Source organism: Pseudomonas sp. HY7a-MNA-CIBAN-0227, assembly GCF_040310325.1.
Classification (GTDB): Bacteria; Pseudomonadota; Gammaproteobacteria; order Pseudomonadales; family Pseudomonadaceae; genus Aquipseudomonas.
In genome coordinates this window covers 195,528-215,109 of sequence record NZ_JBEOPT010000006.1, presented here as the reverse complement: position 1 = coordinate 215,109, position 19,582 = coordinate 195,528, and the positions used below count along the sequence as shown (strand labels likewise).

Annotated in this window: 17 protein-coding genes; 15 read left to right on the top strand and 2 right to left on the bottom strand. The window is 60.3% G+C overall.

Annotated elements, in window-relative coordinates:
* Nucleotides 1-4 precede the first annotated feature (4 nt).
* Nucleotides 5-1,078: a 23S rRNA (cytidine(2498)-2'-O)-methyltransferase RlmM gene (gene rlmM, locus AAEZ06_RS12840; protein WP_149412880.1), complete on the bottom strand. Its 1,074-nt coding sequence runs from the start codon at nucleotides 1,076-1,078 to the stop codon at nucleotides 5-7.
* A 192-nt stretch (nucleotides 1,079-1,270) separates the two neighbouring features.
* Between rlmM and acnA the strand changes: the two genes are divergently transcribed.
* A complete protein-coding gene (gene acnA, locus AAEZ06_RS12835) occupies nucleotides 1,271-4,012 on the top strand; it encodes an aconitate hydratase AcnA (protein ID WP_149412879.1) in 2,742 nt (913 codons plus the stop codon).
* Between the two features lie 301 nt (nucleotides 4,013-4,313).
* Nucleotides 4,314-5,879, top strand: a complete 1,566-nt coding sequence (locus AAEZ06_RS12830) for a methyl-accepting chemotaxis protein (RefSeq protein WP_149412878.1) — start codon at nucleotides 4,314-4,316, stop codon at nucleotides 5,877-5,879.
* Between the two features lie 85 nt (nucleotides 5,880-5,964).
* Here AAEZ06_RS12830 and AAEZ06_RS12825 read toward each other — a convergent pair whose 3' ends face one another.
* Entirely contained in the window at nucleotides 5,965-6,657 is a 693-nt protein-coding gene (locus AAEZ06_RS12825; RefSeq protein WP_149412877.1) for an alpha/beta family hydrolase, read from the bottom strand.
* 79 nt (nucleotides 6,658-6,736) lie between these two features.
* Between AAEZ06_RS12825 and ccoN (AAEZ06_RS12820) the strand changes: the two genes are divergently transcribed.
* The 13 genes from ccoN (AAEZ06_RS12820) (at nucleotide 6,737) to AAEZ06_RS12760 (ending at nucleotide 19,499) form a co-directional block, all read left to right on the top strand.
* A complete protein-coding gene (gene ccoN, locus AAEZ06_RS12820) occupies nucleotides 6,737-8,161 on the top strand; it encodes a cytochrome-c oxidase, cbb3-type subunit I (RefSeq protein ID WP_133101626.1) in 1,425 nt (474 codons plus the stop codon).
* A gap of 10 nt (nucleotides 8,162-8,171) precedes the next feature.
* The gene (gene ccoO, locus AAEZ06_RS12815; protein ID WP_133101627.1) at nucleotides 8,172-8,780 is read left to right on the top strand and encodes a cytochrome-c oxidase, cbb3-type subunit II; all 609 of its coding nucleotides are present in this window, start codon (nucleotides 8,172-8,174) and stop codon (nucleotides 8,778-8,780) included.
* Between the two features lie 3 nt (nucleotides 8,781-8,783).
* On the top strand, nucleotides 8,784-9,002 hold the full coding sequence (locus AAEZ06_RS12810) for a cbb3-type cytochrome oxidase subunit 3 (RefSeq protein WP_133101628.1): 219 nt from the start codon (nucleotides 8,784-8,786) through the stop codon (nucleotides 9,000-9,002).
* On the top strand, nucleotides 8,999-9,919 hold the full coding sequence (gene ccoP, locus AAEZ06_RS12805) for a cytochrome-c oxidase, cbb3-type subunit III (RefSeq protein ID WP_149412876.1): 921 nt from the start codon (nucleotides 8,999-9,001) through the stop codon (nucleotides 9,917-9,919). Before AAEZ06_RS12810 ends, ccoP (AAEZ06_RS12805) begins: the two co-directional genes overlap by 4 nt.
* Nucleotides 9,920-10,466: 547 nt before the next feature.
* Nucleotides 10,467-11,909, top strand: coding sequence for a cytochrome-c oxidase, cbb3-type subunit I (gene ccoN / locus AAEZ06_RS12800; protein WP_149412875.1), 1,443 nt, complete (start codon nucleotides 10,467-10,469; stop codon nucleotides 11,907-11,909).
* Nucleotides 11,909-12,517: a cytochrome-c oxidase, cbb3-type subunit II gene (gene ccoO / locus AAEZ06_RS12795; RefSeq protein WP_149412874.1), complete on the top strand. Its 609-nt coding sequence runs from the start codon at nucleotides 11,909-11,911 to the stop codon at nucleotides 12,515-12,517. The genes ccoN (AAEZ06_RS12800) and ccoO (AAEZ06_RS12795) overlap by 1 nt, the downstream gene beginning before the upstream one ends.
* A 5-nt stretch (nucleotides 12,518-12,522) precedes the next feature.
* On the top strand, nucleotides 12,523-12,708 hold the full coding sequence (locus AAEZ06_RS12790) for a cbb3-type cytochrome oxidase subunit 3 (RefSeq protein ID WP_149412873.1): 186 nt from the start codon (nucleotides 12,523-12,525) through the stop codon (nucleotides 12,706-12,708).
* A complete protein-coding gene (ccoP, locus tag AAEZ06_RS12785) occupies nucleotides 12,705-13,682 on the top strand; it encodes a cytochrome-c oxidase, cbb3-type subunit III (RefSeq protein ID WP_149412872.1) in 978 nt (325 codons plus the stop codon). Before AAEZ06_RS12790 ends, ccoP (AAEZ06_RS12785) begins: the two co-directional genes overlap by 4 nt.
* A gap of 359 nt (nucleotides 13,683-14,041) precedes the next feature.
* Entirely contained in the window at nucleotides 14,042-15,457 is a 1,416-nt protein-coding gene (gene ccoG, locus AAEZ06_RS12780) for a cytochrome c oxidase accessory protein CcoG (RefSeq protein ID WP_149412871.1), read from the top strand.
* Between the two features lie 14 nt (nucleotides 15,458-15,471).
* Nucleotides 15,472-16,011 carry a FixH family protein gene (locus tag AAEZ06_RS12775; RefSeq protein WP_149412870.1) on the top strand — a complete coding sequence of 180 codons (540 nt, stop codon included), beginning with the start codon at nucleotides 15,472-15,474 and terminating at the stop codon, nucleotides 16,009-16,011.
* A gap of 111 nt (nucleotides 16,012-16,122) precedes the next feature.
* On the top strand, nucleotides 16,123-18,573 hold the full coding sequence (locus AAEZ06_RS12770) for a heavy metal translocating P-type ATPase (RefSeq protein ID WP_149412869.1): 2,451 nt from the start codon (nucleotides 16,123-16,125) through the stop codon (nucleotides 18,571-18,573).
* Between the two features lie 22 nt (nucleotides 18,574-18,595).
* A complete protein-coding gene (gene ccoS, locus AAEZ06_RS12765) occupies nucleotides 18,596-18,823 on the top strand; it encodes a cbb3-type cytochrome oxidase assembly protein CcoS (RefSeq protein ID WP_149412868.1) in 228 nt (75 codons plus the stop codon).
* Entirely contained in the window at nucleotides 18,816-19,499 is a 684-nt protein-coding gene (locus AAEZ06_RS12760) for a sulfite exporter TauE/SafE family protein (RefSeq protein WP_149412867.1), read from the top strand. The genes ccoS and AAEZ06_RS12760 overlap by 8 nt, the downstream gene beginning before the upstream one ends.
* Nucleotides 19,500-19,582: the final 83 nt, after the last annotated feature.

Sequence of the window (19,582 nt, the reverse complement as noted above, 5' to 3'; positions counted from 1 at the left end):
CAGTTTACCGGGCCTTGGGTTTTTTCACATCCAATCGGCGCAAATGGCAGGTCACTTCTTCGCGGTCGTGGTACAGCTGCTTGCAGCCGATCTCCACGCGAATGCCGCGTGCCCTGAAGCCTTCCTCGATGCGTTCAAGCAAGCGCTTCACTTCGGCATAACGCTGTTTCATCGGCAGTTTCAGGTTGACCACCGCTTCACGGCAATGTCCCTCGCCAATCCAGGTTTCCAACAAGGCCGCGTTACGCGCCGGTTTCTCGACGATATCGCAGACCATCCAGTCCACCGGCTGCTTGGGCGTGTAGATGAAGCCGTCGGCCATCAAATGCTGCACCAGGCCGGTGTCCATCAGGCTTTCGGCCATGGGGCCGTTGTCGATGGCGGTCACCAGCATGCCGCGATTGACCAGTTGCCAGGTCCAGCCACCGGGCGCAGCACCCAGGTCGACGCCGGTCATGTCGCTGTGCAGGCGCTCGTCCCACTGATCCCGGGGGATAAAGTGGTGCCAGGCCTCTTCCAGCTTCAAGGTCGAGCGGCTTGGCGCGTCCCGGGGAAATTTCAGGCGGGGAATACCCATGGGCCACATTGCCGAATTGTTCGACTCTGCCAATCCCATGAACACTTCACGGCCGCTCTTGAAGGTCAGCAGCAAACGCGGCTTGCTGGCGTCTTCCACCAGCTTGCCAGCGGCCATCAGCGCCTTGCGCAGGTGGCCTTCGAATTTTTTGCAGAAGTTCGACAGTTCCTTGCCATCATTGGTGTCGACCATTTCCAGCCACAGGCTGCCGCACAACGGGAAGCCTTGCATGTGAGCAAGGATTACGCTGATGCGATCGGTTTCCGGCAGGTCGATAAACACCCCGCGCGCCCACTGCCTTGGGAAGATCAGCTCGGCAAAGCGCTGGCCGTGCATCAGGCGCTTGGCACCATCTTCTTCGGTGCAGACAAATTCGGCGCAGGCGCTGCCGGTCTTGGCCTTGGCGTAGCCCGAGACGTTCAGGCGCGCGGCGTGTTCCGAGATTTCGGAACAGACTTCGCCTTCAAATCCCGGCCGGCAGTGCATAAAAAGGGTGTTCATCAACTCTCCTGGATCACCGGATTGCGCTATCGCAATGCCTGTCATGAAAACGCGCGCATGATAGCCGACTTCGGAACCTTGGACTTCTCAATAGAGTCCAGTAATTAGCCAGCTACTTAAAACAGGGCTAGGTTAGAAGCTCTGCCCGCCCCGTCAGGTCCGTAGCCGTGCGGACCACAAGGAGTCATTTCAATGTCATCTCTTGATAGCCTGAGAACCCTTAAAACCTTAAAGATCGACGACAAGACCTACCACTACTTCAGCCTGCCCGAAGCCGCCAAGAGCCTGGGTGATCTGGACAAGTTGCCTATGTCCCTCAAAGTGCTGCTGGAAAACCTGCTGCGCTGGGAGGATGAAAAAACCGTCACCGGGGCGGATCTCAAGGCCCTGGCCGCCTGGCTCAAGGAGCGCCGCTCCGACCGCGAGATTCAATACCGCCCGGCACGGGTACTGATGCAAGACTTCACCGGCGTACCCGCCGTGGTCGACCTAGCCGCCATGCGCGCCGCCGTGGCCAAGGCTGGCGGTGACCCGCAGCGCATCAACCCGCTGTCGCCGGTGGACCTGGTGATCGACCACTCAGTAATGGTCGACAAGTTTGGCAGTGCCGGCGCCTTTGAACAGAACGTCGACATTGAAATGCAGCGCAACGGCGAGCGCTATGCCTTCCTGCGCTGGGGCCAAAGTGCCTTCGACAACTTCAGGGTAGTCCCGCCGGGCACTGGCATTTGCCACCAGGTCAACCTGGAATACCTCGGCCGCACCGTATGGACCAAGGATGAGGACGGCCGCACCTACGCCTTCCCTGACACTCTGGTAGGCACCGACTCCCACACCACCATGATCAACGGCCTCGGCGTTTTGGGCTGGGGCGTGGGCGGTATCGAAGCGGAAGCGGCGATGCTCGGCCAGCCGGTGTCGATGCTGATCCCGGAAGTGATCGGCTTCAAATTAACCGGCAAGCTCAAGGAAGGCATCACCGCCACCGACCTGGTGCTGACGGTCACGCAAATGCTGCGCAAGAAAGGTGTGGTGGGCAAATTCGTCGAGTTCTATGGTGACGGCCTCGCCGACCTGCCACTGGCCGACCGCGCCACCATCGCCAATATGGCCCCGGAGTATGGCGCCACCTGTGGCTTCTTCCCGGTGGACGACGTGACCCTGGACTACTTACGCCTGTCCGGTCGCCCTGCCGAAACCGTGAAACTGGTGGAGGCCTACAGCAAGGTCCAGGGCCTGTGGCGTATCGCCGGCCAGGAACCCGTATTCACCGACAGCTTGGCCCTGGACATGGGCAGCGTCGAAGCCAGCCTCGCCGGGCCGAAACGCCCACAGGACAGGGTATCGCTACCTGATGTCGGCCAAGCCTTCAGCGACTTCCTCGACCTGCAATTCAAACCGACGAATAAGGAAGAAGGCCGCCTGGAAAGCGAAGGCGGAGGCGGTGTTGCCGTAGGCAATGCCGATATGATCGGTGAAACGGACTACGACTTCGAAGGCCAGACCTATCGCCTGAAAAACGGCGCGGTGGTGATCGCTGCGATTACCTCCTGCACCAACACCTCCAACCCCAGCGTGATGATGGCGGCCGGGCTGGTGGCGAAAAAGGCAGTCGAGAAAGGCCTCAAACGCAAACCGTGGGTGAAAAGCTCCCTGGCGCCAGGCTCCAAAGTGGTCACCGACTACTACAACGCTGCCGGCTTGACCCAGTACCTCGACGAACTGGGCTTTGCCTTGGTGGGCTACGGTTGCACCACCTGTATTGGCAACTCCGGGCCGTTGCCGGAACCGATTGAAAAAGCCATCCTGAAAGCCGACCTCACCGTGGCCTCGGTGCTCTCGGGCAACCGCAACTTCGAAGGCCGGGTTCACCCGCTGGTAAAAACCAACTGGCTGGCCTCCCCGCCCTTGGTAGTGGCTTACGCCCTGGCCGGCAGCGTGCGGATTGACATCAGCAGTGAGCCGCTGGGTGAAGGCAAAGACGGCAAGCCGGTGTACCTGCGGGACATCTGGCCCAGCAGCCAGGAAATTGCCGACGCCGTGGCACAGGTCAGCACAAGCATGTTCCACAAGGAATACGCCGATGTGTTTGCCGGCGATGAACAATGGCAAGCTATTGAAGTGCCGCAAGCTGCGACTTACGTGTGGCAGAAGGACTCCACCTATATCCAGCATCCACCGTTCTTTGACGACATTGCCGGCCCGCTGCCGGTGATCAAGGACATCCAGGGCGCCAACGTCTTGGCCTTGCTCGGGGACTCGGTGACCACCGACCACATCTCCCCCGCCGGTAATATCAAGACCGACAGCCCCGCCGGGGATTACCTGCGTGAGCAAGGCGTCGAGCCCAGGGACTTCAACTCCTACGGCTCCCGCCGGGGCAATCATGAAGTGATGATGCGCGGCACCTTCGCCAACATCCGCATCCGCAACGAAATGCTCGGCGGTGAGGAAGGCGGCAATACGATCTATATCCCTACCGGGGAGAAAATTCCGATCTACGATGCGGCCATGAAATACCAGGCGTCCGGCACGCCGCTGGTGGTCATCGCCGGTCAGGAATACGGCACTGGGTCGAGCCGCGACTGGGCAGCCAAGGGCACCAACCTGCTGGGGGTCAAAGCGGTGATTGCCGAGAGTTTCGAACGAATTCATCGTTCCAATCTGGTGGGCATGGGCGTGCTGCCGTTGCAGTTCAAGCTGGACCAGAACCGTAAGGCGCTAAAGCTGACCGGTAAGGAGAAGATCAACATTCTCGGGCTGACCAATGCCCAGATTGAGCCACGAATGAACCTGACGCTGGTCATTACCCGAGAAGATGGCAGCCGCGAGAAGGTCGACGTGCTGTGCCGGATCGACACCCTCAATGAAGTCGAGTACTTCAAGGCGGGCGGGATTCTGCACTATGTGTTACGGCAATTGATTGCCTCGTAACTGACACGTTCTACACACAACACCGCCTTTATTAGGCGGTGTTGTCATTTTTGCCATGGGTGGCGGTCGGTTCAAGCCTGGGTAGCGCGGCGATTGCCACGCTTTTTGGCTTGAATCCGCTGTATTTCGGACTGTTTCCCTATCCGATGCTTGCTGGCTGAACGCCACATCAGCACAAGAGAGCAGCCCGCGCCAGCACCTGCGAGCCACGGTGTGATGGCGCGCTGATTATTGCAAAAATAAGTTAAATAAAACCCTGCGATGGTCGACAACCTGTCAAAGCCTTGTGGATTGAACAACCATGCGTAATAACCAACCCGTTACCCAGCGCGAACGTACCTTCCCCACTCAGCAACGGTTGATTTCCACCACCGATGCCAAAGGCGTGATCACGTACTGCAACGACGCGTTTGTCGAGATCAGTGGGTTTTCCCGGGACGAACTGATGCGTGCCCCGCACAATCTGGTTCGTCACCCGGATGTACCTGCGGCCGTTTTTGCACACATGTGGTCCACGCTCAAACAAGGCTTGCCATGGATGGGCATCGTCAAGAACCGCTGCAAGACCGGCGATCACTATTGGGTCAACGCCTATATGACACCGGTCTTCGACGGCAATCAGGTGGTCGGCTACGAGTCGGTTCGGGTCAAGCCCTCCGCCGAGCAGATCCGCCGGGCCGAAGCGCTTTACCAGCGCATCAACCAGGGCAAGTCGGCCATCCCGAGCAGTGATAAATGGCTGCCGGTGCTGCAGGACTGGCTGCCGTTTATCCTGGTCAGCCAGTTGAGCTTCCTGATCGGAATCTGGTTCGACTCCCACTGGGGCTTCGCCCTAGCCGCCGCGCTTTCCGTACCTCTAGGCCTGATCGGCCTGTCCTGGCAACAGCGCGGCCTCAAGCGTTTGCTGCACCTAACCGAGCAAACCACCTCCGACCCGCTGATCGCGCAGATGTACACCGACAGCCGTGGTGCCCAGGCGCGCCTGGAGATGTCGATCCTCAGCCAGGAAGCACGGTTGAAGACCTGCCTTACCCGCTTGCAGGACACCGCCGAACACCTCAACGAGCAGGCGCGCAAGTCCAATACGCTGGCTCATAACAGTTCCAGCGGCCTGGAACGCCAGCGGGTGGAGACTGAACAAGTCGCCACCGCCGTCAATCAAATGGCCGCAACGACTCAGGAAGTCGCCAGCCACGTGCAGCGCACCGCCGATGCGACCCAGGAAGCCAATCGCCTGACCGGACGTGGTCGCGATATCGCCGGGGAAACCCGCGAAGCCATTCAGCGCCTGTCGGTGGTAGTCGGGGAAACCGGGCTGACCGTGACGCAACTGGCCAAGGACAGCGACGAAATCGGCGGAGTGGTCGATGTGATCAAGGGCATTGCCGACCAGACCAACCTGCTGGCGTTGAACGCGGCCATCGAAGCGGCCCGTGCCGGCGAGATGGGGCGTGGCTTTGCCGTGGTGGCTGATGAAGTGCGCCAACTGGCCCAGCGTACCAGCGAGTCCACCGGGCAGATCCATGCCCTGATTGCCAAACTGCAGCAGACCGCCAGCACCGCCGTACAGACCATGTCTGCTGGGCATCGCCAGGCCGAAGAAGGCGTGGCGAAGGTGATGGAGGCCGATCAGGCGTTGGTGGGTATCAGCGAAGCAGTGGCCAATATAACCGACATGACCACCCAGATCGCCGCCGCTACCGAAGAGCAAAGCGCCGTGGCCGAAGAGATCAGCCGCAACATCAGCACCATTGCGCTGTTGGCGGATCAGACTTCGGAGCAGGCTTTGAACTCGGCGCAGTTGAGTGAAGAGCTGACGCATACCGCCAATACTCAGTACTCTCTGGTAGAGCGGTTTAACCGCTAGACCGCTATCGCAGGCAAGCCAGCGCCCACATTTGACTGGATTCACACATCAAAATGTGGGCGCCGGGCTTGCCCGCGATGGGGCCCTAAGTGCCGCCAAGAAAACTTGAGACCTTCACCGCCGCCGCCTCCAGATGCTGTTCATGACTGAATCCCGAAGCCTTCAACGGCTTCAAGTCATGATCCCCCGCCACCAGCCACATCACCTCGATGTTAGGCGATAGCGCATATCCTTCCACTGCCTGGCGGTTACCCAGCGCATCACGCTCGCCCTGGACAATCAAGGTGTGCGTTTTTAACCCAGACAAATGCTCGATCCGAGGCTTTTGTGGCTTGCCCACCGCATAAAATGGATAGCCTAAACACACCAGCCCATCAGCCCCCACTTCATCCGCCAGCATACTGGCCATCCGCCCACCCATGGACTTGCCGCCGATGGCCAGGCGCCCAGTGACATGTCGTCGCACCAGGGCATATACCTCACGCCAGGACTCCAGCAGTTTGGGGGCCGGGTTGGGCGGGCGCCTGCCGCCATCCAGGCGCCGTTGGGCCATGTAGGGAAACTCGAAGCGCAACACGTTGACGCCACGGCCGGAAAGGCGCGCAGCCATATTGTTCATGAAGCTGCTGTCCATCGGCGCGCCGGCGCCATGGGCAAAAATCAGCGTCACCGGGTCGCCAGAAACCGCGCCTGAGGCAACATCCCATAACCAGCCATGTTCACGCACACAGTGCGCCCATTGATCCTCGTCAATACTGGCCTTGTGCTCTTTGCCCATGCTTGCCTCGCTTTTTAGTCTGCCTATAACTACAGCCGAAGTGTCGCACCTGCTTCGGTTGAACCGTGGATGGGGAACCATGAACACTACAATCAGTACCGCCTATAACTACAAGGTGGTCCGCCAATTCGCCATTATGACGGTGGTCTGGGGCATCGTCGGAATGGGGCTCGGGGTTTTTCTCGCAGCCCAGTTGGTATGGCCAGAACTCAACTTCAACTTGCCTTGGACCAGCTTCGGTCGCTTGCGCCCGTTGCACACTAACGCGGTGATCTTCGCCTTCGGCGGCTGCGCACTGTTTGCAGCGTCCTTTTACTCGGTGCAACGCACCTGCCAAACCCAGTTGTTCGCGCCGAAAGTCGCCGCGTTCTGCTTCTGGGGCTGGCAGCTGGTCATCCTGTTGGCTGCGATTTCCTTGCCTCTGGGTTACACCAGCTCCAAGGAATACGCCGAGCTGGAATGGCCGATCGACATCCTGATCACCATCGTCTGGGTGGCCTACGCCATTGTGTTCTTCGGCACGTTGATGAAGCGCAATACCAAACATATCTACGTCGGTAACTGGTTCTTCGGTGCGTTCATCATCACCGTAGCCATCCTGCATATCATCAACAACCTGGAAATCCCGGTTAGCCTGACCAAGTCCTACTCCCTGTACGGCGGTGCGACGGATGCCATGGTGCAATGGTGGTACGGCCACAACGCTGTAGGCTTCTTCCTCACTGCAGGCTTCCTGGGGATGATGTACTACTTCGTGCCGAAACAGGCCGAGCGTCCGGTGTACTCCTATCGCTTGTCCATCGTGCACTTCTGGGCACTGATCACCCTTTACATCTGGGCCGGCCCTCACCACTTGCACTACACCGCACTGCCAGACTGGGCACAGTCCCTGGGCATGGTGATGTCGCTGGTGCTGCTGGCTCCGAGCTGGGGCGGCATGATCAACGGCATGATGACCCTCTCTGGCGCCTGGCATAAGTTGCGCAGCGACCCGATCCTGCGCTTCCTCGTGGTCTCCCTGGCGTTCTATGGCATGTCGACCTTCGAAGGCCCGATGATGGCCATCAAGACCGTCAACGCCCTCTCCCACTACACCGACTGGACCATCGGCCACGTTCACGCCGGCGCTCTGGGCTGGGTAGCAATGATTTCCATCGGCGCGCTGTACCACATGATCCCGAAAATCTTCGGTCGCGAGCAGATGTACAGCCTCGGCTTGATCAACGCGCACTTCTGGCTAGCCACCATCGGCACCGTGCTCTACATCGCGTCGATGTGGGTCAACGGCATCGCCCAGGGCCTGATGTGGCGTGCAATCAACGAAGACGGCACCCTGACCTACTCCTTCGTCGAAACCCTGGTGGCCAGCCACCCAGGCTTTGTCGTGCGGCTGGTGGGCGGTGCAATCTTCCTCAGCGGCATGTTTCTGATGGCCTGGAACACCTGGCGCACCGTGCGGGCAGCACAACCTGCCGAAGTCGCCGCTGCGGCGCAGATGGCCTGAGGAGTCAGTCATGAAACACGAAATTATTGAAAAGAACGTCGGCCTGCTGATGCTGCTGATGGTGCTCGCCGTGAGCATCGGCGGCCTGACGCAGATCGTCCCGCTGTTCTTCCAGGACGTTACCAACAAACCGGTGGAAGGCATGAAGCCCTACACCGCGCTGCAACTGGAAGGTCGCGACATCTACATCCGTGAAGGCTGCGTACAGTGCCACTCGCAGATGATCCGGCCGTTCCGTGCCGAGACCGAGCGTTATGGTCACTACTCGGTCGCCGGCGAAAGCGTCTGGGATCACCCGTTCCTGTGGGGTTCCAAGCGCACCGGGCCGGACCTGGCTCGCGTCGGCGCACGCTACTCGGACGACTGGCACCGCGCGCACTTGTACAACCCGCGCAACGTGGTGCCGGAATCGAAGATGCCGGCCTATCCATGGCTGGTCACCGCCCAGGTCGACAACAGCCACACCGAAACCAAGCTCAAGGTCATGCGCACCCTCGGCGTGCCGTACACCGACGCGGACATCACCGCCGCCGTGGACAGCCTCAAGGGCAAGACCGAAATGGACGCACTCGTCTCCTACCTGCAAGTGCTCGGCACTGCAATCAAGAGCAAGAGGTGAACCATGGGTTTTGAACTTGATACCGGAATGATCCGCGGCCTCGGCACGCTGGTGGTGGCAATTGCCTTCATCGGCCTGTCGCTATGGGTGTTCAACTCCAAGCGCAACCCGGAGTTCGCCGAGGCTTGCCTGCTGCCATTTGCCGATGAACCGTTGCCAAACACCACCGGCACCCCATCCGACGCTCACGAAGAGCCTGTAACAAGGAGCATTCGGCCATGACTACCTTCTGGAGTACATGGATCTGTGTACTGACCATCGGCAGCCTGATCGGCCTGACCTGGCTGTTGTTTGGTACCCGCAAGGGCGAAACCAAGGGCAGCGTCGACCAGACCATGGGCCACGCCTTCGACGGGATTGAGGAGTACGACAATCCCCTGCCCCAATGGTGGTTCATGTTGTTCGCCGGGACTTTGTTGTTCGCCGTCGGCTACCTGATCCTCTATCCGGGCCTGGGCAACTGGAAAGGCGTGTTGCCGGGCTATGAAGACGGCTGGACCCAGACCAAGGAATGGGACAAGGAAATGGCCAAGGCCGACGCCAAGTTTGGGCCTATCTTCGCCAAATTCGCAGCCATGCCCGTGGAAGAAGTCGCCAAAGACCCGCAAGCGCTGAAAATGGGCGGTCGCCTGTTTGCCTCCAACTGCGCGGTGTGCCACGGCTCCGATGCCAAGGGCGCCTACGGCTTCCCCAACCTGGCGGACAACAACTGGCGCTGGGGCGGTTCGGCGGATGCGATCAAGCTCACCATCATGAGCGGTCGTCACGCTGCCATGCCGGCCTGGGGTGAAGTGCTGGGCGAAGACGGGGTCAAGAACGTTGCCGCCTACGTGCGTCACGATCTGGCCAAGCTGCCATTACCTGCTGACAGCAATCTCGACATGGCGGCCGGCCAGGTGGCGTTCAGCACTACGTGCGTCGCCTGCCACGGTCCTGATGGCCATGGCGTTGAAGCCATGGGCGCGCCGAACCTGACGCAGCCAGGCGGTTTCATCTACGGCACCAGCCTGGCGCAGTTGCAACAGACGATCCGCCACGGCCGCCAGGGCCAGATGCCGGCGCAGGAAGTGCTGCAAGGCAATGACAAGGTGCATTTGCTGGCCGCGTACGTCTATAGCCTGTCTCAGAAGCAGGAGTAAGCTGCAAGCTGCAAGAGAAGAGCCCAAAACTTGGATCTTGCAGCTGCTTTCAACAGCCACGCCCTACACCTTCCCGCTTCAAACTTGTTGCTTGCAGCTTAAAGCTTGAAGCCGCGCGACTGCGCCCTATTGTCACACCCTCCCAAAGCACAACTTCCCCCTCCTGCCATTCGGGTCTACGCTTGTTTCGACAGTGGACCGGCATTGGCCGGTCGCAGGCCGACTTGCACTCGATGGGTTAGACATTTCTGCTCTATGACAGGCGCAAAGGCTGGTAGTTACCGGCTGTCGCGCCACTGACCATTCGTCACCTGAACAGCTTGTTTACACACTCTTCGTTACAAGCACCTTCGACTCTCCTATTTTCCTGTCCACTTCATCAATTTTTCATTATGGATTTTGTCCTTACGCCAAACATGGAAAGGGCGCAGAATCTGGTTCGGAACGCCTTGACGCATGTCAGGTTGCGTTGCAATGGATCCCCGCTTTCTACATACTTGCGGCCGATTTTTATCCTAATAAAACACCTAAACCGTGGAACCTTAGAATGAGCACAGCAATCAGTCCGACTGCTTATAACTATAAGGTAGTCCGCCAGTTCGCCATCATGACGGTGGTCTGGGGGATCCTTGGCATGGGGCTCGGTGTCTTCATCGCCTCGCAACTGGTCTGGCCGGAGTTGAACTTCGACCTGCCATGGACGACGTTTGGACGCCTACGCCCGCTGCACACCAACCTGGTGATCTTCGCCTTCGGCGGATGTGCACTGCTTGGCACCTCCTACTATGTCGTGCAGCGAACCTGCCAGACGCGACTGATTTCCGACAGCCTCGCCGCGTTCACCTTCTGGGGATGGCAAGCGGTCATCGTCGGCGCCATCATCACCTTGCCAATGGGTTTCACCACCACCAAGGAATACGCGGAACTGGAATGGCCCCTTGCCATTCTTCTGGCGATCGTCTGGGTGACCTACGCCATCGTGTTCTTCGGCACCATCGTCAAGCGCAAGACCAAGCACATCTATGTCGGCAACTGGTTCTACGGCGCATTTATCGTCGTGACGGCGATGCTGCACATCGTCAACCACGCGTCCCTGCCGGTGAGTTTCTTCAAGTCCTACTCGGCATACGCCGGTGCGACTGACGCGATGATCCAATGGTGGTACGGCCACAACGCCGTAGGTTTCTTCCTGACCACCGGCTTCCTGGGGATGATGTACTACTTCGTGCCCAAACAGGCCGAGCGTCCGATCTACTCCTATCGCCTGTCCATCGTGCACTTTTGGGCGCTGATCACCCTGTACATCTGGGCCGGTCCTCACCACTTGCACTACACCGCATTGCCGGATTGGGCGCAGTCCCTGGGCATGGCCATGTCGATCATCCTGTTGGCCCCAAGCTGGGGCGGCATGATCAACGGCATGATGACCCTCTCGGGCGCCTGGCATAAGCTGCGTACCGACCCGATCCTGCGCTTCCTCGTGGTGTCTTTGGCGTTCTACGGCATGTCGACTTTCGAAGGGCCGATGATGGCCATCAAGACGGTCAACTCGCTGTCCCACTACACCGACTGGACCATCGGCCACGTACACGCCGGCGCCCTCGGTTGGGTAGCGATGATCTCCATCGGCGCGCTGTACCACATGATTCCCAAGGTCTTCGGCCGTGCGCAGATGCACAGTACTGCCCTGATCAATACGCACTTCTGGCTCGCGACCATCGGTACCGTGCTCTACATCGCCTCGATGTGGGTCAACGGCATCACCCAGGGCCTGATGTGGCGTGCAATCAACGATGACGGCACCCTCACCTACTCCTTCGTCGAAGCGCTGCAAGCCAGCCATCCTGGTTTCATCGTTCGCGCCATCGGCGGTGCATTCTTTGCCAGCGGCATGTTGTTCATGGCCTACAACGTCTGGCGCACCGTTCGCGCCTCGACCCCGGCTGAAGCTGAAGCCGCCGCTCAGATCGCTGTCGTTGGAGCTCACTGATGAAGCATGAAGTAGTCGAGAAGAATATCGGCCTGCTGGCCTTCTTCATGGTTATCGCCGTGAGCATCGGCGGTCTGACCCAGATCGTTCCGCTGTTTTTCCAGGACGTAACCAACAAACCGGTGGAAGGCATGAAGCCGCGCACCGCCCTTGAACTGGAAGGCCGAGACATTTACATCGCCAACGGTTGTGTCGGTTGCCACTCGCAGATGATCCGGCCGTTCCGCGCCGAGACTGAACGCTACGGCCACTACTCGGTCGCCGGTGAAAGCGTCTGGGACCACCCGTTCCTGTGGGGCTCCAAACGTACCGGTCCGGACCTGGCCCGTGTCGGCGGTCGTTACTCCGATGACTGGCAGCGTGCGCACTTGTACAACCCGCGCAACGTGGTGCCTGAGTCGAAAATGCCGGCGTACCCGTTCCTCGTGGAAAGCAAGCTCGACGGCAAGGACACGGCGAAAAAAATGGAAGTCTTGCGCACCCTGGGCGTGCCTTACACCGACGAAGACATCGCCGGTGCCAAGGATGCCGTGAAGGGCAAGACCGAAATGGACGCGCTGGTGGCCTATCTGCAAGGCCTTGGCACCATTATCAAAAGCAAACGGTGATCTAAATGGATATCGGGATGATTCGAGGCCTGGGCACCGTTGTCGTGATGGTGGCCTTTATCGGCCTGGCCTTGTGGGTGTTCAACCCCAAGCGCAAGTCAGAGTTTGAAGACGCGACCTTGCTGCCTTTCGCGGATGATCCCGAAGCCATCAAGCACGTCGAGCAAGCTTCTAGGAGTAACAAAGAATGACTACGTTCTGGAGTCTGTACGTCACAGTCCTCAGTCTGGGTACCATCTTCGCCCTGACCTGGCTGCTGCTGTCGACCCGCAAGGGTCAGCGCGTCGAGCAAACGGACGAGACGGTTGGCCACTCGTTCGACGGGATCGAGGAATACGACAACCCGCTGCCTAAATGGTGGTTCATGCTGTTCGTCGGCACCATCATCTTCGCCCTCGGCTACCTGGTGCTGTACCCAGGCCTGGGCAACTGGAAAGGCCTGCTGCCAGGCTACGCCTACCTCGACAATGACAAGCAAACCCCGTTCGCCAACGGCCAAAGCGGCTGGACCGGCGTACACGAGTGGGAAAAGGAAATGGCCAGGTCGGACGCCAAGTTCGGCCCGATCTTCGCCAAGTTCGCTTCCATGCCCATTGAGGAAGTGGCCAAGGACCCGCAAGCCTTGAAGATGGGTGGCCGTCTGTTCGCCTCCAACTGCTCGGTGTGCCACGGTTCCGACGCCAAGGGTGCCTACGGTTTCCCCAACCTGACCGACGCCGACTGGCGCTGGGGCGGCGAGCCGGAAACCATCAAGACCACCATCATGGCGGGTCGCCACGCGGTGATGCCAGGTTGGGCCGAAGTCATTGGCGAGCAAGGCGTTGCAGACGTCTCCGGCTTCGTACTGACCAAGCTCGACGGCCGCAAGCTGCCGGAAGGCGCCAAGGCTGACGTAGCCAACGGTGAAAAACTGTTCGCCGCCAACTGCGTGGCCTGCCACGGCCCTGCTGGTAAAGGCACACCAGCCATGGGCGCGCCTGACCTGACTCATCCGGGCGCGTTCATCTACGGCTCAAGCTACGCCCAACTGCAGCAGACCATCCGCTACGGCCGCCAGGGCCAGATGCCTGCCCAAGAGCAGTTGCAAGGCAACGACAAGGTGCACCTGCTGGCCGCTTACGTTTACAGCCTGTCCCATGGGGAAAAGGCCGCTGACGCCAAGTAAGCAAGCTGCAATATAAAACGGCCCCGCCAGTGAGAATTGGCGGGGCCGTTTTTTTTGCCATTACTCTGGAACGCCATAGCCACTCAAGTTGCAAGGGTGATGTTTTTTAGCGAAGCACAGCCATGAGCAACGAGCCAATCATCCAGGATTGAGCCCTGCGCGCCCAAAAAACGTCCATACTTCACCTGTCAATTGATTCAAGTCATTTACACCATCAATTGATTTCTCCCAACGCGACCAAAGGTCGCACCCGTTCGCCAGCACTACAGGCGTATCATTGCGCCACTGCAACACCCTTATTTTGACCCCGACTGGCACGTACTGGCCGAGGCAAATCTCCACTGCCGTGGGATGCAATGATGAGCAACCAGATTCCGGTACATGACGTTACCCCGCCTGCCAAAAACTCAAGCAACTCCGTCGATCTCTACGCGTCTCGGGAGAAAATCTACACCCGTGCCTTCACCGGACTGTTTCGCAATTTGCGGATGCTCGGTGGCGCCGGGTTGTTCCTGCTTTATTTCGGCACGGTGTGGCTGAACTGGGGCGGTCATCAGGCCGTCTGGTGGAACCTGCCGGAGCGTAAATTTTTTATTTTTGGTGCGACATTCTGGCCCCAGGATTTCATCCTGCTGTCGGGTATCCTGATTATTTCCGCGTTTGGCCTGTTCTTCATCACCGTGTACGCCGGGCGTATCTGGTGCGGTTATACCTGCCCGCAAAGCGTGTGGACCTGGATCTACATGTGGTGCGAAAAGGTCACCGAAGGCGACCGCAACCAGCGAATCAAGCTGGACAAGGCGCCGATGAGCGCCAATAAGTTACTGCGTAAGTTCAGCAAGCACAGCCTGTGGCTACTCATCGGCTTTGTCACCGGCATAACCTTCGTCGGCTACTTCTCGCCGATTCGCGAGCTGGTGTTCGAGTTTTTTACCGGACAAGCCGATGGCTGGTCGTATTTCTGGGTCGGTTTCTTCACTCTCGCCACCTACGGCAACGCCGGCTGGCTACGCGAGCAAGTGTGCATTTATATGTGCCCCTATGCGCGCTTCCAGAGTGTGATGTTCGACAAGGACACCCTGATCGTCTCCTACGATCCGCGCCGTGGCGAAAGCCGTGGCCCGCGCAAGAAAGGCATCGACTACAAGGCCCAGGGCCTGGGGGACTGCATTGATTGCACCATGTGTGTGCAGGTCTGCCCCACTGGCATCGACATCCGCGACGGCCTGCAGGTCGAGTGCATCGGCTGCGCGGCCTGCATAGACGCCTGCGACAACATCATGGACAAGATGGATTACCCTCGCGGGTTGATCAGCTACACCACCGAACACAACCTATCCGGGCAGAAAACCAACAAGCTGCGCCCGCGCCTGATCGGCTATGCCCTGGTGCTACTGGCGATGATCAGCCTGTTGGCCACCGCTTTTTTCATGCGTTCGCTAGTGGGTTTCGACGTCAGCAAGGACCGGGTGCTGTACCGCGAAAACGCCGAAGGGCGGATCGAGAACGTCTACAGCCTGAAAATCATGAACAAGGACCAGCGCGACCACACCTATGTGCTGGACGCCAGCGGCCTGCCGGACCTCAAGCTGCAAGGCAAACGCGAGATCAAGGTGGCTGCCGGGGAAATCTTCAGCATGCCGGTGGAACTGTCGAGCGCGCCGGAGCAAATGCCGTCCAGCACCAACGAGGTCAAGTTCATCCTCAAGGATGCCGACGATGACAGCGTCCACGTTGAAGCCAAGAGCCGATTCATCGGCCCTCAAATTCGTTAAAAGAGAGCAGAACAATGCCCGTAGCAACTGCCGCAAGCCCCTGGTACAAGCACCTCTGGCCCTGGATCATCATTGGTATCCTGGCCTGCTCGGTGACCTTGACCTTGACCATGGTGACCATCGCGGTGAACAATCCGGACAACCTGGTCAACGACAACTACTACGAAGCCGGCAAAGGCATCAACCGCTCTCTGGACCGCGAACTGCTGGCCCAAACCCTGAAACTGCGCGCCACCCTGCACCTGGATGCACTGACCGGCGAAGTCGAGCTACGCCTGAGCGGCAACAGCCAGCCCGCCACCGTGGAGCTGAACCTGATTTCGCCCACCCAGCCGGAGAAGGATCGCAAGATCGTCCTGGCTCGCAGCGAAAGCGAACCGGGCCGTTACATTGGCCAAGTGACGGACAAGGTTGAAGGTCGTCGTTTTGTTGAGCTGCTGGGTATGCAGGACGGCAAGACCTGGCGCATGTTTGAAGAGGAAGATGTCAGCCATGACAAGGACTTGATGCTCGGTGACGAACCGTTGCAGGGTGCTGAAGACCTGAAAAACTAAATCCTGCGCATCGCGCATCGCGGGCAAGCCCGCTCCCACAGTTGATCGCGGTCAAATGTGGGAGCGGGCTTGCCCGCGATGAGGCCCTCCCAGCCGACATAGATCCAGACCATGACCACCCCAACCCCCTGCTACCACTGCGCCCTCCCCGTCCCGCCCGGCAGCCGCTTCACCGCCGTAATCCTCGGCCAGACCCGCGAGCTTTGCTGCCCAGGTTGCCAGGCCGTGGCCGAGGCGATTGTCGCTGGTGGTCTGGAAAGCTATTACCAGCACCGCAGTGAAGCATCGGCGAACCCCGAAGCGCTGCCGGTGCAGTTGGTGGACGAATTGGCGCTGTACGACCGTGCCGACGTGCAAAAACCTTTCGTACGTCACGACGGCGACCTGGCCGAAGCCACCTTGCTGATGGAAGGCATCAGTTGCGCCGCCTGTGGCTGGTTGATCGAAAAACACCTGCGTAGCCTGCCCGCTGTGGCCGAGGCCCGGCTAAACCTGTCCAACCACCGATTGCAGGTGCGCTGGGCAGACGCGCAATTACCGTTGAGCCAACTGCTCAGCGAACTACGCCACATCGGTTACGCCGCCCACCCTTATCAGGCCGACCGCGCCGCCGAGCAACTGGCCAGCGAAAACCGCCTGGCCCTGCGTCAACTGGGTGTGGCTGGGCTGCTGTGGTTCCAGGCGATGATGGCAACCATGGCCACCTGGCCGGAATTCAACATCGACCTGAGCCCGGAGTTGCACATCATCCTGCGCTGGGTCGCGCTGTTTCTCACCACGCCCATCGTTTTCTACAGCTGTGCGCCGTTTTTCAAGGGCGCCATGCGCGACCTGCGTACCCGCCACCTGACCATGGATGTCTCGGTTTCCCTGGCTATCGGCGGCGCGTACCTGGCGGGTATCTGGACCGCCATTACCGGCGTTGGCGAACTGTATTTCGATGCTGTCGGCATGTTCGCCCTGTTCCTGCTGGCCGGGCGCTACCTGGAGCGTCGCGCCAGGGAGCGCACTGCCGCCGCTACGGCGCAGTTGGTCAACCTGCTGCCTGCGTCGTGCCTGCGTCTAAGCGGCGATGGCCAGAGCGAACGCATCCTGCTCCGAGAGTTGGCGCTTGGCGATCGAGTGCTGGTACACCCGGGGGCAATCCTGCCGGCGGACGGGGTGATCCTCGACGGCCAGTCGAGCATCGACGAATCCCTGCTGACCGGCGAATACCTGCCGCAGCCTCGCCAAATTGGCGACGCCGTTACCGCTGGCACCCTGAACGTCGAAGGCGCACTGACCGTGGAAGTCCGCGCCCTGGGCCACGACACGCGCCTGTCAGCCATCGTGCGCCTGCTGGAGCGAGCCCAGGCGGAGAAACCCCGGCTGGCGGAAATCGCCGACCGCGCCGCCCAATGGTTCCTGCTGTGCTCGCTGATTGCCGCCGCCGTGATCGGCCTGCTGTGGTGGGAACTGGATTCGTCGCGGGCATTCTGGATCGTCCTGGCGATGCTGGTGGCGACCTGCCCTTGCGCGCTGTCCCTGGCGACACCCACTGCGCTGACCGCCGCTACCGGCACCCTGCACAAACTGGGTTTGCTACTCACTCGCGGCCATGTGTTGGAAGGCCTGAACCAGATCGACACAGTTATTTTCGACAAGACCGGCACCCTCACCGAGGGTCGACTGGCGTTGCGCGCAATCCGACCACTGAGCGTGCTGGACAGTGACGAGTGCCTAGGCCTGGCTGCTGCCCTGGAAAATCGTTCGGAACACCCAATTGCCCGCGCCTTCGGCCGCGCACCGCTGGCAGCTGACGAAGTGCTCAGTACGCCGGGCCTGGGGCTCGAAGGTCGGGTCGGCGAGCGCCGCTTGCGCATAGGCCAGCCGGGTTTTGTCTGCGCGCTGAGTGGTTGCCCGATCCCCGCCTCGCCGGATAAAGCCGGGCAATGGTTGCTGCTGGGCGACAACAACGGCGCCCTGGCCTGGTTTGTCCTCGATGACCGCTTGCGCAGCGACGCCCCGGCATTGCTGGCCGCGTGCAAGGCGCGGGGCTGGCGTACGCTGCTGCTGTCAGGAGACAGTTCACCGATGGTCGCCAGCGTTGCCGCCGAGTTGGGTATCGACGAAGCCCACGGCGGCCTGCGCCCGGATGACAAGTTGCAAGTGCTGCAGCAACTGCACAAGGAAGGCCGCAAGGTGCTGATGCTCGGCGACGGCGTCAACGACGTGCCGGTGCTGGCCGCCGCCGATATCAGCGTGGCCATGGGTTCAGCCACGGACCTGGCAAAAACCAGTGCCGACGCCGTGCTGCTGTCCAACCGCCTCGACGCGTTGGTGCAAGCCTTCAGCCTGGCGCGACGTACCCGTCGAGTAATCATTGAGAACCTGCTCTGGGCCGGTCTGTACAATGGCCTCATGTTGCCATTTGCCGCCCTCGGCTGGATCACGCCGATCTGGGCGGCGATTGGCATGTCCCTCAGTTCGTTGACCGTGGTGCTCAACGCCCTGCGCCTGACTCGCCTGCCGAGCGGGCCAGCCGTGGCCCCCGCCCCCGTAACCCGTCCGCTGCCGGCCTGAGCCGCGTGGGCATGGAGTACAGATGCCAGCTCTTTACGTGATGATTCCGGCGGCGCTATTGATCGTGGCCATCGCCATTTACATCTTCTTCTGGGCGGTGGACAGCGGTCAGTACGATGACCTCGACGGCCCGGCCCATACCGTGCTGTTCGACGACCAGGACCCCAATCACCTGGCCGGGGTCGATGAGGCCAATCGCCCGGCGACCACCGATCAAACCGCCAAACCCAAAGACCCACCCCATGCTTGAACTGGCGCCGTTACTGGTTTCAGCGCTAATCCTCGGTCTGTTGGGCGGCGGTCATTGCCTGGGCATGTGCGGTGGCCTGATGGGCGCGCTGACCCTGGCGATCCCCAAGGAGCAGCGCAGCCGGCGCTTTCGCTTGTTGCTGGCCTACAATCTGGGGCGAATTCTCAGCTATGCCACGGCAGGCGTGCTGATCGGCCTGGCGGGCTGGGCGGTGGCCAACAGCCCGGCAGCGATGTTCATGCGTATCCTCGCCGGGCTGTTGCTGATCACCATGGGCCTGTACCTGGCTGGCTGGTGGAGCGGCCTGACTCGCATCGAAAGCCTCGGTCGCGGCCTGTGGCGCTATATCCAGCCGATTGCCAACCGTTTGCTGCCGGTGTCGAGCCTACCCCGCGCCTTGCTGCTGGGCGCGCTGTGGGGCTGGTTGCCGTGCGGGCTGGTCTACAGCACCTTGCTGTGGGCGGCCAGCCAGGGCAATGCATTGGACAGCGGCCTGCTGATGCTGGCGTTCGGCCTCGGCACCTGGCCGGTATTGCTGGCCACAGGACTCGCGGCCGAGCGGGTAACCGCCCTGCTGCGCAAACGCAGCGTGCGCATGACGGGTGGCTTGCTGGTGATCCTGTTCGGAGTCTGGACGCTGCCCGGCCCCCACCAGCACTGGCTGATGGGCCATTAAAAGGCTATGTGGCATAGCGCCGCTCCCCGTTGATGCAAATCAAGATGACTGTCCAGCCCAGCCCCTAGACTCGGCCCACTAGT

Bases quoted from the DNA above. Each gene is read 5' to 3' on its own strand.
- rlmM (WP_149412880.1), bottom strand. From the start codon at position 1,078: ATGAACACCCTTTTTATGCACTGCCGGCCGGGATTTGAAGGCGAAGTC.
- acnA (WP_149412879.1), top strand. From the start codon at position 1,271: ATGTCATCTCTTGATAGCCTGAGAACCCTTAAAACCTTAAAGATCGAC.
- AAEZ06_RS12830 (WP_149412878.1), top strand. From the start codon at position 4,314: ATGCGTAATAACCAACCCGTTACCCAGCGCGAACGTACCTTCCCCACT.
- AAEZ06_RS12825 (WP_149412877.1), bottom strand. From the start codon at position 6,657: ATGGGCAAAGAGCACAAGGCCAGTATTGACGAGGATCAATGGGCGCAC.
- ccoN (WP_133101626.1), top strand. From the start codon at position 6,737: ATGAACACTACAATCAGTACCGCCTATAACTACAAGGTGGTCCGCCAA.
- ccoO (WP_133101627.1), top strand. From the start codon at position 8,172: ATGAAACACGAAATTATTGAAAAGAACGTCGGCCTGCTGATGCTGCTG.
- AAEZ06_RS12810 (WP_133101628.1), top strand. From the start codon at position 8,784: ATGGGTTTTGAACTTGATACCGGAATGATCCGCGGCCTCGGCACGCTG.
- ccoP (WP_149412876.1), top strand. From the start codon at position 8,999: ATGACTACCTTCTGGAGTACATGGATCTGTGTACTGACCATCGGCAGC.
- ccoN (WP_149412875.1), top strand. From the start codon at position 10,467: ATGAGCACAGCAATCAGTCCGACTGCTTATAACTATAAGGTAGTCCGC.
- ccoO (WP_149412874.1), top strand. From the start codon at position 11,909: ATGAAGCATGAAGTAGTCGAGAAGAATATCGGCCTGCTGGCCTTCTTC.
- AAEZ06_RS12790 (WP_149412873.1), top strand. From the start codon at position 12,523: ATGGATATCGGGATGATTCGAGGCCTGGGCACCGTTGTCGTGATGGTG.
- ccoP (WP_149412872.1), top strand. From the start codon at position 12,705: ATGACTACGTTCTGGAGTCTGTACGTCACAGTCCTCAGTCTGGGTACC.
- ccoG (WP_149412871.1), top strand. From the start codon at position 14,042: ATGAGCAACCAGATTCCGGTACATGACGTTACCCCGCCTGCCAAAAAC.
- AAEZ06_RS12775 (WP_149412870.1), top strand. From the start codon at position 15,472: ATGCCCGTAGCAACTGCCGCAAGCCCCTGGTACAAGCACCTCTGGCCC.
- AAEZ06_RS12770 (WP_149412869.1), top strand. From the start codon at position 16,123: ATGACCACCCCAACCCCCTGCTACCACTGCGCCCTCCCCGTCCCGCCC.
- ccoS (WP_149412868.1), top strand. From the start codon at position 18,596: ATGCCAGCTCTTTACGTGATGATTCCGGCGGCGCTATTGATCGTGGCC.
- AAEZ06_RS12760 (WP_149412867.1), top strand. From the start codon at position 18,816: ATGCTTGAACTGGCGCCGTTACTGGTTTCAGCGCTAATCCTCGGTCTG.